Below are 15,363 nucleotides of genomic sequence, written 5' to 3' on the forward strand. Positions count from 1 at the left end.
CGGGGTCCGCTGGGACCTGGCTAGGAGGTCCGGATCACATCATGTCTTCGATGTCGGCGGCGATCGGGTCGGCGTCGGTGCCGATGACGACCTGGATCGCGGTGCCCATCTTGACGACGCCGTGGGCGCCGGCGGCCTTGAGTGCGGCTTCGTCGACGAGGTCCGGGTTGATGACCTCGGTGCGCAGGCGGGTGATGCAGCCCTCGACCTCTTCGATGTTCTCGATGCCGCCGAGCCCGGCGACGATCTTCTCAGCCTTGGTGGCCATGTGTTTCTCCCTGAGTGTTTCGAAGAACGAGTCTCGGCGGCCAGTACGTGGCTACCCACCTGCACGGTCCGCTTTGTCACGGTAACGCACGGTTGGCCCATCTATGCAGGCACGTGACCGGCCTCTGCCGAATGATGACGATCAGCAGCAACCTGCCCCACAACTGGTCTACACCAGTGTGCCGTAAGTGTTGCGGCAGCCAAAACGGGCCGGTCAGGGAGGACGCCGATGAGCGTGAGCAGCTCCGAAGCAGCGCCACAGCCGAACTGGCGGAACAACCTGTTCCAAGGGCTGCAGAAGATGGGGCGCAGCCTTCAGCTCCCGATCGCCGTCCTGCCCGCGGCGGGCATCCTGCTGCGGCTCGGGCAGCCGGACGTCTTCGGCTCGGACGGCCTGCAGTGGACGGACGTCGCCAAGGTGATGGCGGGCGCGGGCGGGGCGCTGCTCGATCCCGATCTCGGCCTGCCGCTCCTCTTCTGCATCGGCGTCGCCATCGGCATGGCGAAGAAGGCGGACGGTTCGACCGCCCTCGCGGCCACGGCGGGGTTCCTCGTCTACCGGGGGGTGCTGCACGCGTTCCAGAAGGCCTGCCCGGCGGGGACCAAGGACATCGGGGGCGGCTGCCTGGGGCCGAACGACACCTTCGTGGCGTACACGTACCAGAACCCCGGGGTCTTCGGCGGCATCATCATGGGGCTGCTGGCGGCCTATTTCTGGCAGCGGTACCACCGGGTGAAGCTGGTGGACTGGCTCGGCTTCTTCAACGGCCGGCGGCTGGTCCCGATCGTCATGTCCTTCGTCGCGATCGCCTTCGCCGCGCTCTGCCTGTGGGTCTGGCCGCCGGTCGGTGACGCGCTGGAGAGCTTCTCCGACTGGCTGCGCGGGCTCGGTGCGTGGGGCGGTGGCATCTTCGGCGTCGCGAACCGCGCGTTGCTGGTGATCGGCCTGCACCAGTTCCTGAACGTGCCGGTGTGGTTCCAGTTCGGGTCGTACACGGCGCCGGACGGGAAGACGTACCACGGTGACATCAACATGTTCCTGCACGGCGACCCGACCGCGGGGCTGTTCCTGACGGGCTTCTTCCCGATCATGATGTTCGCGCTGCCGGCGGCGGCGCTGGCGATCACGCACTGCGCGAAGCCGCAGCGGCGCAAGGAGGTCGGCGGTCTGATGCTGTCGGTGGCGCTGACCTCGTTCGTCACCGGGATCACCGAGCCGCTGGAGTACTCCTTCCTCTTCGTCGCGCCCGCGCTGTACGCGGTGCACGCGGTGCTGACGGGTGTGTCCATGGCGGTGTCGTGGGGGTTGGGCGTCAAGGACGGCTTCAGCTTCTCGGCGGGTCTGATCGACTACGTCATCAACTGGAACCTGGCGACGAAGCCCTGGCTGATCGTTCCGATCGGTCTGTGCTTCGCGCTCGTCTACTACGTGGTGTTCCGCTTCGCGATCACGAAGTTCGACCTGGCGACGCCCGGCCGGGAGTCGGACGAGGAGATCGAGGCGATGCAGTCGGAGACCACCAAGGCCTGAGCCCGCTTCGCGGCAGGGTTACCGCACGGTCCGTCAAGGGCCTCCGGATCACGATCCGGAGGCCCTTCGGCACGCCTCTCGGTATGTGATCCAGGCCACAGGAAATCGAAGGTTCCTTATCTAACCCTCACCGTGTTACAACTGGTCTACACCATGAATTGGTGTAGACCACGACCGCTTCCCCCGGCGGCGTGTCCCCCTTTCTGAGACGTCGCCGTCCCTCTTGGTTCCACCCCTTGGCGGCGCCTTGCTCCCCCCGGAGGAAGTTATGAGTACGGCTACTGACGCCGCTGCGCCGCCCGCCAAGAAGCGGGGATCCGGCCTGTTCCAGGGTCTGCAGAAGGTCGGCCGCAGCCTCCAGCTGCCCATCGCCGTCCTGCCCGCCGCGGGCATCCTGCTCCGGCTGGGCCAGCCCGACGTCTTCGGCGCGGACGGTCTCGGCTGGGGCAAGGTCGCCACGGTGTTCGCCACCGCCGGTGACGCCGTCTTCAGCAACCTGCCGCTCCTGTTCTGCATCGGTGTCGCCATCGGCTTCGCCAAGAAGGCGGACGGCTCCACGGCGCTCGCCGCCCTCGTCGGCTTCCTCGTCTACAAGAACGTGCTCACCGCGTTCCCGGTGCACGAGGCCATCATCAACACCACCGAGAACAAGGGTGTCGACATCCCGGCGGTGTACAACAACCCCGGTGTCCTCGGCGGCATCATCATGGGTCTGCTCGCCGCGGTCCTGTGGCAGCGCTACCACCGCACCAAGCTGGTGGACTGGCTCGGCTTCTTCAACGGCCGCCGGCTCGTCCCGATCATCATGGCCTTCGTCGGCGTCATCGTCGGGGTGTTCTTCGGCCTGGTGTGGCAGCCGATCGGCGAGGTCATCTCCAACTTCGGTGAGTGGATGACCGGGCTGGGCGCCGCGGGCGCCGGCATCTTCGGTGTCATCAACCGCGCACTGATCCCGATCGGCATGCACCAGTTCGTCAACACCGTCGCCTGGTTCCAGATCGGTGACTTCACCAACGCCGCCGGCGAGGTCGTCCACGGTGACCTGAACCGCTTCTTCGCCGGTGACCCGGAGGCCGGTCTGTTCATGACGGGCTTCTTCCCGATCATGATGTTCGGCCTCCCGGCCGCCGCCCTGGCCATCGCCCACACCGCCCGCCCGGAGCGCCGCAAGGCCGTCACCGGCATGATGGTCTCGCTCGCCCTCACCTCGTTCGTCACGGGTGTCACCGAGCCCATCGAGTTCTCGTTCATGTTCATCGCGCCGGTGCTGTACGCGATCCACGCCGTCCTGACCGCCCTCTCCATGGCGATCACCTGGGCGCTGGGGGTCCACGCGGGCTTCACCTTCTCCGCGGGTCTGATCGACCTCGGTCTCGGCTGGAGCAAGGCGACCAACCCATGGATGATCATTCCGGTGGGTCTGGTCTTCGGAGCGGTCTACTACTTCGGGTTCCGCTTCGCGATCACCAAGTTCAACCTCCCGACGCCGGGCCGCGAGTCCGACGAGGAGCTGGCCGAGATGGCCAAGGCGGACGCCAAGTAGGCACCGCAGGAACGAAGGAGCCCCCGCTCTCCCGGAAGGGAGGGCGGGGGCTTCCGCGTTCGGGCCGCTCGGGGTCAGAGCTCGTAGACCGCGCCCGCGTGCGCCAGCTCGACCGGACCGTCGTAGACCGCGCGGGCGTCGGCGAGGTTCTGCTCGGGGTCGGTCCACGGCGGGATGTGGGTGAGGACGAGCCGGCCGACGCGGCCGCCCGCCGCGTACTCGCCCGCCTCGCGGCCGTTCAGGTGGAGGCCCGGGATGTCCTCCTTGCCGTGCGTGAAGGAGGACTCGCACAGGAACAGGTCGGTGCCGTCGGCGAGCAGGCCCAGCTCGGGGCAGGTGCCGGTGTCCCCGGAGTACGTGAGCGAGCGGCCGCCGTGCTCGATGCGGATGCCGTACGCCTCGACCGGGTGGGAGACCCGCTCGGTGCGGATCTGGAACGGGCCGATCTCGAAGGTCCCGGACTTCAGGGTGCGGAAGTCGAAGACCTCGCTCATCGAGCGCTCGTCGGGGACGTCGTCGTAGGCGGTGGTCAGGCGGCGCTCGGTGCCCTCGGGCCCGTAGACGGGGATCGTGCCGCAGCGGCCGCCCTCGTGCCGGTAGTAGCGGGCGACGAAGTACGCGCACATGTCGATGCAGTGGTCGGCGTGCAGGTGGCTCAGGAAGATCGCGTCGAGGTCGTAGAGGCCGATGTGGCGCTGCAGCTCGCCGAGGGCGCCGTTGCCCATGTCGAGGAGCAGCCGGAAGCCGTCGGCCTCGACGAGGTAGCTCGAACAGGCCGATTCCGCGGACGGGAACGACCCCGAGCAGCCGACGACGGTGAGCTTCATGGAGCGTGAACCTCCGAGGACGGTCCGTGGACGGAATGCGGGCCGTGCGTGCGTCGAGCGTAAGGCGCGAAACGTCCGGTCGCTCCTCCGCGGCAGGCCGTTGTGGGGGGAATCACCTGCGCTGTCACCCGGGGGAGCGACGGTGTGTACGGGCGTTGCCATGCCGGGGCGTTCCCGCGCGGCTACGGTCGAAGCATGGACACGTCCTGGTGGCCCGCGGTGGCCGCGGTGGTGGCCGTGGCACTGCTGGTGCTGGTCGCCGGGGGCCGCCCCGGGCTGCCCCGCCGGGCCCCGCCGGCGCACGGCACCGGTCCGCCGCCGCACCCGAAGGCGGGTGAACTGTGGTCCCTGGCGGACGGCCGTACGTGCCTGGTCCTCGCAGTGGGGTCGGTACGGGGCCACCGGGCGCGGGTCGCGTGGATCACCGGGAAGTACGACGACCGGCGGGCCGGGGTGATCCCGCTGCCCCCGGGGACGGTGGGGGCGCAGGGCCGGGCGAGCTTCCTGGAGGCGGACCGGCCGGCGGAGGTGTCGCTGTGGGAGTTCCGGGCCCGGATGGGGATGCTGGACCCCGCGGTGTGGGACGAGATCAAGGGTCTGGGAGGCGCGCGGTGACGCGGAAACCGGTGATCCGCCTGCGGCGGGTGTACGACCCGCCGGAGCCGGGGGCGGACGGGGTGCGGGTCCTCGTGGACCGGCTCTGGCCGCGGGGCCTGGCGAAGGCGGTGGCGGGGGTGGACGAGTGGCCGAAGGCGGTGACGCCGTCGGCGGAGCTGCGGAAGTGGTTCCACGACGGCGGTTCGGCGCGGGAGTTCCGGCGGCGGTACGAGGCGGAGCTGGCGGAGCCGGGGGCGGTGGCGGAACTCGGCCGCCTGCGGTCGCTGGCCGAGGCGGGCCCGGTCACCCTCCTGACCGCGGTCAAGGACCCGGCCTCAAGCCATGCGGCGATCCTGGCGGAGCGGCTGTCGGACTGACCGTGCGGCGCCGCTGCACGGGGCTCCGCCCCGGACCCCGCGCCTCAAACGCCGGCGAGGCTGATCTTTTTCAGTCGTCCGGCGTTTGAGGACCGGGTCCGGGCAGAGCCCGGGAAGCGGCTCTGTGCCTGGTACCGCGCGGGCAACCCCGCAGGGGCTTCGCAGGGGCTACGCCCAGAGTTGGCCCTGGAGGACCTCGATGGCTTCCTCGGTGGTCGCGGCCGTGTAGACGCCCGTCGACAGGTACTTCCAGCCGCCGTCGGCCACGACGAAGACGATGTCCGCCGATTCGCCCGCGACCACCGCCTTGCGGCCGACGCCGATCGCCGCGTGCAGGGCGGCCCCCGTGGAGACGCCGGCGAAGATCCCCTCCAGCTGGAGGAGCTCCCGCGTGCGGGTCACCGCGTCCGCCGAGCCCACCGAGAAGCGGGTGGTGAGCACGGAGGCGTCGTAGAGCTCCGGGACGAAGCCCTCGTCCAGGTTGCGCAGCCCGTAGACCAGGTCGTCGTAGCGCGGCTCGGCTGCGACGATCTTGATGCCCGGCACGTTCTCGCGCAGGTAGCGGCCGACGCCCATGAGGGTGCCGGTGGTGCCCAGGCCCGCCACGAAGTGGGTGATGGAGGGGAGGTCCGTGAGGATCTCCGGGCCCGTGGTGGCGTAGTGGGCGCCCGCGTTGTCCGGGTTGCCGTACTGGTAGAGCATCACCCAGTCGGGGTGCTCGGCGGCCAGTTCCTTGGCCACCCGGACCGCGGTGTTCGAGCCGCCGGCGGCCGGCGACGAGATGATCTCGGCTCCCCACATGGCCAGCAGGTCGCGCCGCTCCTGGCTGGTGTTCTCCGGCATCACGCACACGATGCGGTAGCCCTTGAGCTTGGCCGCCATCGCCAGCGAGATGCCGGTGTTGCCCGAGGTGGGCTCCAGGATGGTGCAGCCGGGGTAGAGCCGGCCGTCCTTCTCGGCCTGCTCGACCATGTGGAGCGCGGGGCGGTCCTTGATCGAGCCGGTCGGGTTGCGGTCCTCCAGCTTCGCCCAGATGCGGACGTCGTCCGAGGGCGACAGCCGGGGCAGCCGGACCAGCGGCGTGTTGCCGACCGCGGCCAGCGGGGAGTCGTAGCGCATTACTTCGATCCGCCGGCCACGGCCGGGAGGATGGTGACGCTGTCGCCGTCCTTGAGGGCGGTGGAGATGCCGTCGAGGAAGCGGACGTCCTCGTCGTTGAGGTAGACGTTGACGAAGCGGCGGAGCTGGCCGCCGTCGACGATGCGCTCCTCGATGCCCTTGTGACGGGTCTCCAGGTCGGCAAAGAGGTCGGCGAGCGTCGCGCCCTCACCGGAGACGGCCTTCTCGCCTTCGGTGTAGGTGCGGAGGATGGTGGGGATGCGGACCTCGATGGCCATGGCTGTCTCCAGTCGTCTGGGAGTGCGTGAGAAGCGTGGGAAGGTGCGGCGCGCGGTTCGTCGGCCCCCCGCGCGGAAGGGCTCTGGTGCTCAGAGCGCAGGACAGATGGCACTGGCGAGGCGGCACAGGTCGACGTGCAGCCGCGCCACGAGCAGCAGCCTGCCGGGCGTCTCGATGCTCACGTCGTGGGAAACCATGCGGTCATGTTAACGATTCCCGGTCCCCCGTTTGGAGTGTGATCCCGCATCGTGGACGTCAGCGGCTCACATGCTGGTCAGTAGGCGTCGACGACCTGCACTTCCTCCTCGGTGATCACTCCGTCGACGATCCGGTAGGAGCGGAACTGGAACTCCCCGAGGCCGTCCTTGTCCGCCGTCGAGACGAGCACGTAGTGCGCGCCGGGCTCGTTCGCGTACGTGACGTCGGTGCGCGAGGGGTAGGCCTCGGTCGCGGTGTGCGAGTGGTAGACGATCACCGGCTCCTCGTCGCGGTCGTCCAGATCGCGGTAGAGCTTCAGCAGATCCTTCGAGTCGAACTCGTAGAACGTGGGCGAGCGGGCCGCGTTGAGCATCGGGACGAACCGCTCGGGGCGGTCGGTGCCCGCCGGGCCGGCCACGACACCGCACGCCTCGTCGGGGTGGTCCTGGCGGGCGTGCTCGACGATCTGGTCGTACAGGGCCTGGGTGAGGGTCAGCATGAGCGACAGGATAAGCAGACGGGCCCTTCCGTACCGAGGAGTGGTACGGAAGGGCCCGCATGATGGACACGTCGCCCCGGGGGCAACGTCGTGGGGGCGCGGTTCCCGGCCGCGGCAGGCGGCCGGGACCCGCGGTCTCCGGGTGCTACGAGGCCTTGGTGAAGGCCGCGCCGCGCGGGTCGCGGGACTTCATGACCAGGTAGGAGACACCCAGGATCAGGCCCCACAGCGGGGCGCAGTACAGCGACACGCGGGAGTCCTTGTCGGCGCCCATCATCACGATGACCATGCCGATGAAGAGCAGTGCGAACCAGCTCGAGTACGGGGCGCCGGGGGCGCGGAACGCCGACTGCGGGAGCTCGCCGCGGTCGGACTTGGCCCGGTAGCGGATCTGGCAGACCAGGATCATGATCCAGGCCCACATGCCGGAGATGGTGGCGAAGGAGACGACGTAGTCGAAGGCCTTGCCCGGGGCGACGTAGTTGATCCAGACGCCCACCAGCATCAGCGCGGCGGAGAAGGTGGTGCCGACCAGCGGGGTGCCGCTCTTGGTGAGCTGGGTGAAGACCTTCGGGCCCTGGCCGTTGATCGCGAGGTCGCGCAGCATGCGGCCGGTGGAGTACATGCCCGAGTTGCAGGAGGACAGGGCGGCGGTCAGCACGACGAAGTTGACGATCGCGGCGCCGATGCCCAGGCCCATGCGCTCGAAGGCGGCGACGAAGGGCGAGACGCCCGGCTGGAAGTGCGTCCACGGGACGACCGACAGGATCATGATGAGCGCGCCGACGTAGAAGACGGCGATGCGCCACGGCACGGTGTTGATGGCCTTGGGCAGGGTCTTCTCGGGGTCCTTGGACTCGCCGGCGGTGACGCCGACGAGCTCGACCGCGAGGAAGGCGAACATCACGATCTGCAGGGTCATCAGCGTGCCGCCGATGCCCTTGGGGAAGAAGCCGCCGTCGTTCCACAGGTTGGAGACGGTGGCGGTGTCGGCCGCGTCGGAGAAGCCGATGGTGAGGATGCCGGCGCAGATCAGGATCATGCCGACGATGGCGGTGACCTTGACCATGGAGAACCAGAACTCCAGCTCACCGAAGAGCTTCACGGAGATCAGGTTGGCGGCGTAGAGGATGACCGTGAAGATCAGCGCGTAGGCCCACTGCGGGAAGCTGTCGTGGGTCCAGTACGACATGTACTGCGCGGCCGCGGTGACCTCGGTGATGCCGGTGACCACCCAGAACAGCCAGTACGTCCAGCCGGTGACGTATCCCCAGAACGGGCCCAGGAACTCGCGGGCGTAGTCCGAGAAGGAACCGGAGACGGGCCGGTACATGAGCAGCTCGCCCAGGGCCCGCATGATGAAGAAGATGACCAGGCCGGCGATGGCGTACGCCAGGATCAGGCTCGGGCCCGCCTTGGAGATCGCCTTGCCCGCGCCCAGGAACAGGCCGGTGCCGATGGCCCCGCCGATCGCGATCATCTGGATCTGGCGGGCGCCGAGCGTGCGGTGGTAACCCTCGCCGCCCTCACCCTGTCCGCCCTCGCCGGGCGTCTTGTCGTGCTGCTCGACCTGCACTGAGGTCATGTCTGGTGCGCCTTTCTCCACGCCGACCCGCGCCTTCATTGGCTGCGGATCGGGTCCTCGATCCCCCCGGATACGGATGGAGTTGCACGCCGGCGGTCAGCCGGTCAAAGCGAGCCGGGGGACATGGGTGGCGTCCCGTCGGCGATCGTGAAGATTTATCACGTGCTTACGGCCGCCCGAGGGGGAGAAATGTGGCGGAGGGCATCAAAAAATCACCCCAAAGTCCCGGAAATGGATCAGATCACCGCATGGCGGTGATCTGATCGTTATCCGGATTTGAGCGTCCGCTGAGCGAACGGTGTTCCCTCTTGAGGATTCTCAGAGGGTTTCGATCAAGGTTTCCTGGAGTCCGCCGAGCCAGAGGTAGGCCATCACCATCGGCTTGCGCGGGTCCTCGTCCGGCAGCCGGAACAGCACCGCGCTCTCGTCGTCCTCGGTGATGTCGAGGCGGGCCGCGATGGTCAGGCGCAGGTCGTTGAGCGCGCCGAGCCAGCGCAGCGGCAGCTCGCCGGACAGCTCCAGCACCGCCGCGCCGTCGCCGGCCGGGGTGAGCCCGTCCAGGCTGCGGACGACCGCCAGCGCGTCCTCGCGCTTGCGGGCGCGCAGGTCGTTCTCGGTGAAGCGGCGGAATTCCGCGGAGCGGGCCGCGAGCTCCTCGGGGGCGACACCCTTGTCGCCGGCCCCGTCGGGGGCCCCGTAGGCGTCGGGGAAGAGCCGGGCCAGCGCCGGGTCGGACGGGGGCTCGGAGGGGCCCTCGGCGAACAGCGCGGCGAGCGGGTCGGCGTCCTCGGCGGGCTCCGGCGCACCGGGGCCGATCAGCTCCAGCAGCTGGACGGCCAGGGAGCGCAGGATCGAGATCTCGATCTCGTCGAGCGCGATGGCGGCGCCGCCGCCCTTCATGGATTCGAAGGTGCCGCCCATCAGTTGCGGTCCTGCGAGAGGGTCGCCCACAGGCCGTAGCCGTGCATGGCCTGCACGTCGCGCTCCATTTCCTCGCGGGTGCCGCTCGAGACGACCGCCCGCCCCTTGTGATGGACGTCGAGCATCAGCTTGTGCGCCACGTCCTTCGAATAGCCGAAGTACGCCTGGAACACGTACGCCACGTAGCTCATGAGGTTGACCGGGTCGTTGTGCACCAGGGTCACCCAGGGGACGTCGGGTTCGGGGACCGCGAAGGTCTCTTCGGCGGATTCGGTGCGTTCGATCTCAACAGGAGCAACACTCACTCGTCCCATGCTGCCATCTCGACCGCACCACCGCCCAAACAGGGGCCGCACGGCCCGGTCCGGCAATCGCCGCCTACATCTCGTCACTTTGACGAAATGTGCGCTAGCATCCCAGCCATGAACCCTGCGGACCTGGGCCTGCCGGTGGACGTGCCGTCGACAGCGCTCTTCACGGACCATTACGAGCTCACGATGCTGCAGGCCGCCCTGGCCAACGGCACCGCCGACCGACGCTCGGTCTTCGAGGTGTTCACCCGGCGGCTGCCCGAGGGGCGCCGCTACGGGGTGATCGCCGGAACCGGGCGGGTGCTGGACGCGGTGGAGAACTTCCGCTTCGACGGCGCGGTGCTGGAATTCCTGCGCGAGCGGGCCGTCGTCGACATGCGGACGCTGGACTGGCTGGCCTCGTACCGCTTCTCCGGCGACATCTGGGGCTACCAGGAGGGGGAGGTCTACTTCCCCGGTTCCCCCGTCCTGCGGGTGGAGGGCAGCTTCGCCGAGTGCGTGCTGCTGGAGACCGTGATCCTGTCGATCCTGAACCACGACTCGGCGATCGCCGCGGCCGCCTCCCGGATGTCCTCGGCGGCGGGCGGACGCCCGCTGATCGAGATGGGCGCCCGGCGCACGCACGAGCTGGCGGCCGTCGCCGCGTCGCGCGCCGCGTACGTCGGCGGCTTCACCTCGACCTCGGACCTGGCGGCCGGATTCCGGTACGGCATCCCGACGGTCGGCACGAGCGCGCACGCCTTCACGCTGGTCCACGACGGCGAGCGGGACGCCTTCACGGCACAGGTGGACTCGCTGGGGCGGGGCACCACCCTGCTGGTGGACACGTACGACGTGGCCGAGGCCGTCCGTACCGCCGTCGAGGTGGCGGGCACCGACCTGGGCGCGGTCCGGATCGACTCCGGAGACCTGCTCCTGGTGGCGCACCGGGTGCGGCAGCAGCTCGACGAGCTGGGCGCGACCTCGACGAAGATCGTGGTCACCTCGGACCTCGACGAGTACGCCATCGCCTCGCTGGCGGCCGCTCCGGTGGACGCGTACGGCGTGGGCACCCAGCTGGTGACCGGCAGCGGGCACCCGACGTGCTCGATGGTCTACAAGCTGGTGGCGCGGGCCACCTCGGCGGACCCGAAGGCGACCCTGGCCCCGGTGGCCAAGAAGTCCACGGGCGGCAAGACCTCCATCGGCGGCCGCAAGTGGGCGGCGCGGCGGCGGGACGCGGAGGGCGTCGCGGAGGCGGAGGTGATCGGCGTGGGCCCGGTGCCGGCGGCCCTGGCCGACCACCAGCTCCTGACCCAGCTGGTCAAGGCCGGCGAGGTGGTCGCCCGCGAGCCGCTGGAGGCCGCGCGGGACCGCCACCGCGCCGCCCGGGCGGGGCTGCCGCTCTCGGCGACGCAGCTCTCGCGCGGCGAGGCCGTGATCCCGACGGAGTACGTCTAGCCCTCCGGGCCGGCTTTACGGGCCCTGCGCGGGACCTGCCCCTGCGGCGCCGCTGCGGGGGCAGGTCCCGCGCGCCTCAGTCGCCGGCGGGGCTGGAAGACCGGGGCTCCGCCCCGAACCCCGCTCCTCAAACGCCGGAGGGGAGGGGCTGAAGATCAGCCTCGCCGGCGTTTGAGGCGCGGGGTCTGGGGCGGCGCCCCAGTTTCGGGAAGGGGCGGGGTGGGGGAAGAGCCCCCCGCAGGGCCCGCCGCAGCACACCATCAAGCCGAAGGGCACGCGAAATGCACCGCGCACTGATCGTCGTCGACGTACAGAACGACTTCTGCGAGGGCGGCAGCCTCGCGGTCACCGGCGGAGCCGACGTCGCCGCCGCCGTCACCGAGTACATCGGCCAGGCCACGCCCGCCTACCGGCACGTCGTGGCCACCCGCGACCACCACGTCGACCCGGGGTCGCACTTCGCGCACCCGCCGGCCGAGCCGGACTACGAGACCTCCTGGCCCGTCCACTGCGTCGCCGGGACCGAGGGCGTGGGCTTCCACCCGAACTTCGCGCCCGCCGTGGCCTCGGGAGCCGTCTCCGCCGTCTTCGACAAGGGCGCGTACGAGGCCGCGTACAGCGGATTCGAGGGCGCCGACGAGAACGGGACGACGCTCGGCCAGTGGCTGCGGGACCGCGACGTCACCGAGGTGGACGTGGTCGGGATCGCCACCGACCACTGCGTGAAGGCCACCGCCCTCGACGCCGCCCGAGCCGGCTTCGCCGCCCGCGTCCTGCTGGACCTGACCGCCGCCGTGGCCCCGCACACGACCGCACGGGCCCTGGACGAGCTGCGTGCGGCCGGTGTGGCCCTCGTGGGCGGTCAGGCGGGCCACACCGCCCAGGGCGCCCTCTAGGGGGTGTCTTGCCGATCAGGCCGGGCTCGCGGGCCCTGGTCCGGCCCGATCGACAAGGCACCCCCTAGGTACCCAGCAGGGCCCGGATGGGGTGCCAGAGCTCCTGCGCCCGGTCCGGGGCCCCGCGCCACAGCAGGCCGTCCGGATGGTGCAGGACGGCCGTGACCTCGTCCGGGGTCGGCGGGTGCGCGTTGCCCCGCAGGTACACCGCCCGCATTCCGAGGTTCCGCAGCCTGGTCAGGGCGCGGGCCCGGTTCGCGGCGTGCACCAGCACGCGGACATTTCCACCTTCTCCGGACGGCCGCGGCAGCATGAGCGCAACCACCACACTGCCGCCCGGCAATCTCACGAAACCTCCGCCTGGCATGGCTGTCATCTCCCCCGTCAATAAGACACTCGTACCGGGCATCTAAACGCGAACGGCCGCCGCCCGCTAGAGGGCGACGGCCGATCATGCTTTGACCTGCAGTTTTACCGAGTTACTTCGAGGAGGGGCCGACCTCGATGGTCATGACCTCACCGTCGTAGGTCTCCTTCAGGATCTTGATCTTGGTGTTGGTGTCAGTGACCTTCACCGATCCGGTCGGGTTCTCGTCGTAGTAGTACTTGCCCTTGTGGTCGTCGAAGACGAGGTTCGCGGGCTTCGGCTTGAGGAAGAGCTCCTCGCCGTTCTTGTGCAGGGTGATCGCATCCGTCGAGTACGCGCTGAAGGTGGCGTCGTACGGCTGGATCTTGTTGCGGAGCAGGGTGCCGTCCGCCCACTTCATGGGCTTGGCGTTGGCGTCGATCGGCAGGATCAGGCCCTGGCCCGGGTGGACGCTGGTGTTGTTGTCCTTCTGGCTGGTGTCCCACTGCCAGATGAGCAGACCGTCCTGGTACGGGTAGTGCTCGACCCAGTCCGGCTTGGTGTTGCCGAAGCCGAAGTTGTACGGGCCCACCTTGAGGGTGGAGTCGTACGAGACGTAGCGGCGGTTCTCGGCGATGTAGCGCTGCGCGTACTCCTTGGAGAAGTCGGCACCGATGCGCGAGAAGCCCTTGCCGGTCCAGCCGTTGTCGCCGTTCTCGGCGCCGTCGGTGAACAGCGCGGAGCCGTCCGCGGTCAGCGAGATGGCGTCGGCCGTGAAGCCCTTGCCGCCCGCGCCGCCGTCCGTCTGGTAGCGGAAGCGGAGGTCGACCTTCTTGCCCGCGTAGGCGTCGAGCGGGAAGTTCAGGTTCTTCCAGGCACTCGAGACACCGGTGAGCGACGGGCTGCCGGAGGCGTCGGCCGGGATGGCCGTGCCGTCGGCGGTGCCGGCCAGCGCGGTCCAGGTGGCGCCGCCGTCCGTGGACACCTCGGTGTAGAGGTAGTCGTAGTCGGCCTCGATGTCCCACCAGCCCTTGAGGGACAGGGCGGCGGACTTCTTGCCCGTCAGGTCGACCGAGCGGGTCAGGGTGTTCTTGAGGTCGTCACCCATGTTGCTCCACCACTGGGTGGAGCCCTCGGCCGGCTTGACGACCTCGGTCTTGACCTGCTTCTTCGGCAGCTCGACGACCAGCGCCTGCTTGTCCTTGGTGTTGAACGCCGACACGCCCAGCTTGTGGGTGGACTTCGTCGCGGCCTTGGCCGTGTCGTAGTTCAGCCAGCCCAGCTGGAGCTTGTCCCAGGCGGTCATGTCGCCCGGGGTGTCGCCGATGGAGTCCTTGCCCTTGCCGAGCCAGGAACCGGCCGACATCAGGGACCAGAAACCGACGCTGTTGTCGCCGCCACCGGTGGTGTCGTAGAGGTCGGGCAGACCGAGGTCGTGACCGTACTCGTGCGCGAAGACACCGAGGCCGCCGTTCTCGGGCTGCATCGTGTAGTCGCCGACCCAGATGCCGGTGTTGCCGATCTGGGTGCCGCCGGCCTTGTTGTTCTCCGGGCCGGTCTTGCCCGCCGCGGTGCCGTAGGCGTACCAGCGGTGCGCCCACAGCGCGGACGTGCCCTGAACGCCGCCACCGGCCGACTCGTCCTCGCCCGCGTGGACGATCTGGAAGTGGTCGATGTAGCCGTCGGGCTCGTTGAAGTTGCCGTCGTTGTCGAAGTCGTAGCGGTCCCACTGGTCGTACTGGGACAGCTGCGCCTTGATCTGCGCGTCGGTCTTGCCGGCCTTCTTCTGGGCCTCCGACCATGCGGTGACGCCGTCCTTGACGGTGTCCCACACGTTGGCGCAGTTGGTCTGGCCGCAGTAGTTGGAGCCGTAACGGCCCTCGTTGTACGGGACCTTGACCCAGTCGGCGACCTCGCCCTCGACCGAGTAACGACCCGAGGAGGTCTTCTCGTAGTAGGTCTTCAGCGAGTCCTTGCCCTGACCCGTGGCGAAGTACAGGTCCTGGAAGTACTGACGGCTGAAGTCCTTGCGCCAGGCGGTGCTGTTGTCCTTGGCGCGGTCCGGCTGGGCGATCTGGTTGTGCAGCGGACCGGGGGTACCGCCGTACTTGGGGACCTCGGGCTTGGGGCCCGGGCCGTCCGGGTCGAACATGGTGGTGTTGTCGACCTGGTCGCCGAACTCGACGAGGATCGTGAAGATCTTGTCGGTCTTCTCGCGGCCGAGCTCGACGTACTTCTTGTCGTCCAGCTTGACGACCTTGGAGGCGCCGCGCTGCTCGACGCCCTTCTTGCCGGTCAGGACCTGGTCCAGGGCGGCCGCGCGCTGCTTGGCCTGCTGGTCGCTGAAGGGGCCCTTGAGGTCGTGCTCGACGACCTTGGAAGGCGACGTCGGGTCCTGCCGGTCGGCCGCCGGGGCGGCCGGCGCCTTGCCCTCGGCCTGAGCCGCGGTGACGGTGAAGAAGGTGGCGCTTGTCGCACAAGCGGCCATGGTCACGGTGACGGCGGCAGCACGTATCGCACGCCGTCTGGCGGAATTGCTGGTCACTTGATGTGTTCCCCTCCCGCGGCCGCAACGTTGGTCGGAACTTCTCCATAGGAGCGGGGGGTTCCGCGCGGCGCGCGTCTCA

16 protein-coding genes and 1 pseudogene are annotated in these 15,363 nt (G+C 69.3%); 6 read left to right on the forward strand and 11 right to left on the reverse strand.

What is annotated here, in order from left to right:
- Positions 1-34: 34 nt before the first annotated feature.
- Positions 35-277: pseudogene (locus tag JYK04_RS17385) on the reverse strand (PTS sugar transporter subunit IIB); the annotation flags it as partial.
- A gap of 219 nt (positions 278-496) precedes the next feature.
- Here JYK04_RS17385 and JYK04_RS17390 point away from each other — a divergent pair.
- Both JYK04_RS17390 and JYK04_RS17395 read left to right on the forward strand, forming a co-directional pair.
- Positions 497-1,798 (forward strand): PTS transporter subunit EIIC, encoded by a 1,302-nt coding sequence (locus tag JYK04_RS17390; RefSeq protein WP_189737373.1) that lies wholly within the window; start codon positions 497-499, stop codon positions 1,796-1,798.
- Positions 1,799-2,066: 268 nt separating this feature from the next.
- A complete protein-coding gene (locus tag JYK04_RS17395; RefSeq protein ID WP_189737376.1) occupies positions 2,067-3,341 on the forward strand; it encodes a PTS transporter subunit EIIC in 1,275 nt (424 codons plus the stop codon).
- A 74-nt stretch (positions 3,342-3,415) separates the two neighbouring features.
- On the opposite strand, the gene JYK04_RS17400 is transcribed toward JYK04_RS17395, so the two are convergent.
- Positions 3,416-4,168 (reverse strand): MBL fold metallo-hydrolase, encoded by a 753-nt coding sequence (locus JYK04_RS17400; RefSeq protein ID WP_189737379.1) that lies wholly within the window; start codon positions 4,166-4,168, stop codon positions 3,416-3,418.
- Positions 4,169-4,363: 195 nt separating this feature from the next.
- Here JYK04_RS17400 and JYK04_RS17405 point away from each other — a divergent pair, with 195 nt between their 5' ends.
- The gene (locus JYK04_RS17405) at positions 4,364-4,783 is read left to right on the forward strand and encodes a hypothetical protein (RefSeq protein WP_189737383.1); all 420 of its coding nucleotides are present in this window, start codon (positions 4,364-4,366) and stop codon (positions 4,781-4,783) included.
- Entirely contained in the window at positions 4,780-5,142 is a 363-nt protein-coding gene (locus JYK04_RS17410; RefSeq protein ID WP_229875277.1) for a DUF488 domain-containing protein, read from the forward strand. The genes JYK04_RS17405 and JYK04_RS17410 overlap by 4 nt, the downstream gene beginning before the upstream one ends.
- 168 nt (positions 5,143-5,310) lie before the next feature.
- Here JYK04_RS17410 and JYK04_RS17415 read toward each other — a convergent pair whose 3' ends face one another.
- The 7 genes from JYK04_RS17415 to clpS all read right to left on the reverse strand — a co-directional run bounded on the left by JYK04_RS17415 (position 5,311) and on the right by clpS (position 10,057).
- Entirely contained in the window at positions 5,311-6,261 is a 951-nt protein-coding gene (locus tag JYK04_RS17415; protein WP_189737386.1) for a PLP-dependent cysteine synthase family protein, read from the reverse strand.
- Positions 6,261-6,539, reverse strand: coding sequence for a MoaD/ThiS family protein (locus JYK04_RS17420; protein WP_030010597.1), 279 nt, complete (start codon positions 6,537-6,539; stop codon positions 6,261-6,263). Before JYK04_RS17420 ends, JYK04_RS17415 begins: the two co-directional genes overlap by 1 nt.
- 90 nt (positions 6,540-6,629) lie before the next feature.
- On the reverse strand, positions 6,630-6,737 hold the full coding sequence (locus JYK04_RS42145) for a putative leader peptide (RefSeq protein WP_314252769.1): 108 nt from the start codon (positions 6,735-6,737) through the stop codon (positions 6,630-6,632).
- A gap of 77 nt (positions 6,738-6,814) precedes the next feature.
- Positions 6,815-7,237: a M67 family metallopeptidase gene (locus JYK04_RS17425; protein WP_150257610.1), complete on the reverse strand. Its 423-nt coding sequence runs from the start codon at positions 7,235-7,237 to the stop codon at positions 6,815-6,817.
- Between the two features lie 145 nt (positions 7,238-7,382).
- Positions 7,383-8,822 carry an amino acid permease gene (locus tag JYK04_RS17430; protein ID WP_189737389.1) on the reverse strand — a complete coding sequence of 480 codons (1,440 nt, stop codon included), beginning with the start codon at positions 8,820-8,822 and terminating at the stop codon, positions 7,383-7,385.
- Positions 8,823-9,140: 318 nt separating this feature from the next.
- Complete coding sequence (locus JYK04_RS17435; protein WP_189737392.1) at positions 9,141-9,743, reverse strand: DUF2017 domain-containing protein; 603 nt, start codon at positions 9,741-9,743, stop codon at positions 9,141-9,143.
- Entirely contained in the window at positions 9,743-10,057 is a 315-nt protein-coding gene (gene clpS / locus JYK04_RS17440; RefSeq protein ID WP_030010601.1) for an ATP-dependent Clp protease adapter ClpS, read from the reverse strand. Before clpS ends, JYK04_RS17435 begins: the two co-directional genes overlap by 1 nt.
- Before the next feature lie 108 nt (positions 10,058-10,165).
- Between clpS and JYK04_RS17445 the strand changes: the two genes are divergently transcribed.
- Both JYK04_RS17445 and JYK04_RS17450 read left to right on the forward strand, forming a co-directional pair.
- Complete coding sequence (locus JYK04_RS17445) at positions 10,166-11,494, forward strand: nicotinate phosphoribosyltransferase (RefSeq protein WP_189737395.1); 1,329 nt, start codon at positions 10,166-10,168, stop codon at positions 11,492-11,494.
- A 281-nt stretch (positions 11,495-11,775) separates the two neighbouring features.
- Positions 11,776-12,390: an isochorismatase family protein gene (locus tag JYK04_RS17450; protein ID WP_189737398.1), complete on the forward strand. Its 615-nt coding sequence runs from the start codon at positions 11,776-11,778 to the stop codon at positions 12,388-12,390.
- 64 nt (positions 12,391-12,454) lie between these two features.
- Here JYK04_RS17450 and JYK04_RS17455 read toward each other — a convergent pair whose 3' ends face one another.
- Together JYK04_RS17455 and JYK04_RS17460 are read right to left on the reverse strand one after the other, a co-directional pair.
- Positions 12,455-12,757 (reverse strand): hypothetical protein, encoded by a 303-nt coding sequence (locus JYK04_RS17455; protein ID WP_030011756.1) that lies wholly within the window; start codon positions 12,755-12,757, stop codon positions 12,455-12,457.
- Positions 12,758-12,869: 112 nt separating this feature from the next.
- Positions 12,870-15,224, reverse strand: coding sequence for an immune inhibitor A domain-containing protein (locus tag JYK04_RS17460; RefSeq protein ID WP_189737578.1), 2,355 nt, complete (start codon positions 15,222-15,224; stop codon positions 12,870-12,872).
- Positions 15,225-15,363: the final 139 nt, after the last annotated feature.

It is taken from the genome of Streptomyces nojiriensis (genome assembly GCF_017639205.1).
Lineage (GTDB): Bacteria > Actinomycetota > Actinomycetes > Streptomycetales > Streptomycetaceae > Streptomyces > Streptomyces nojiriensis.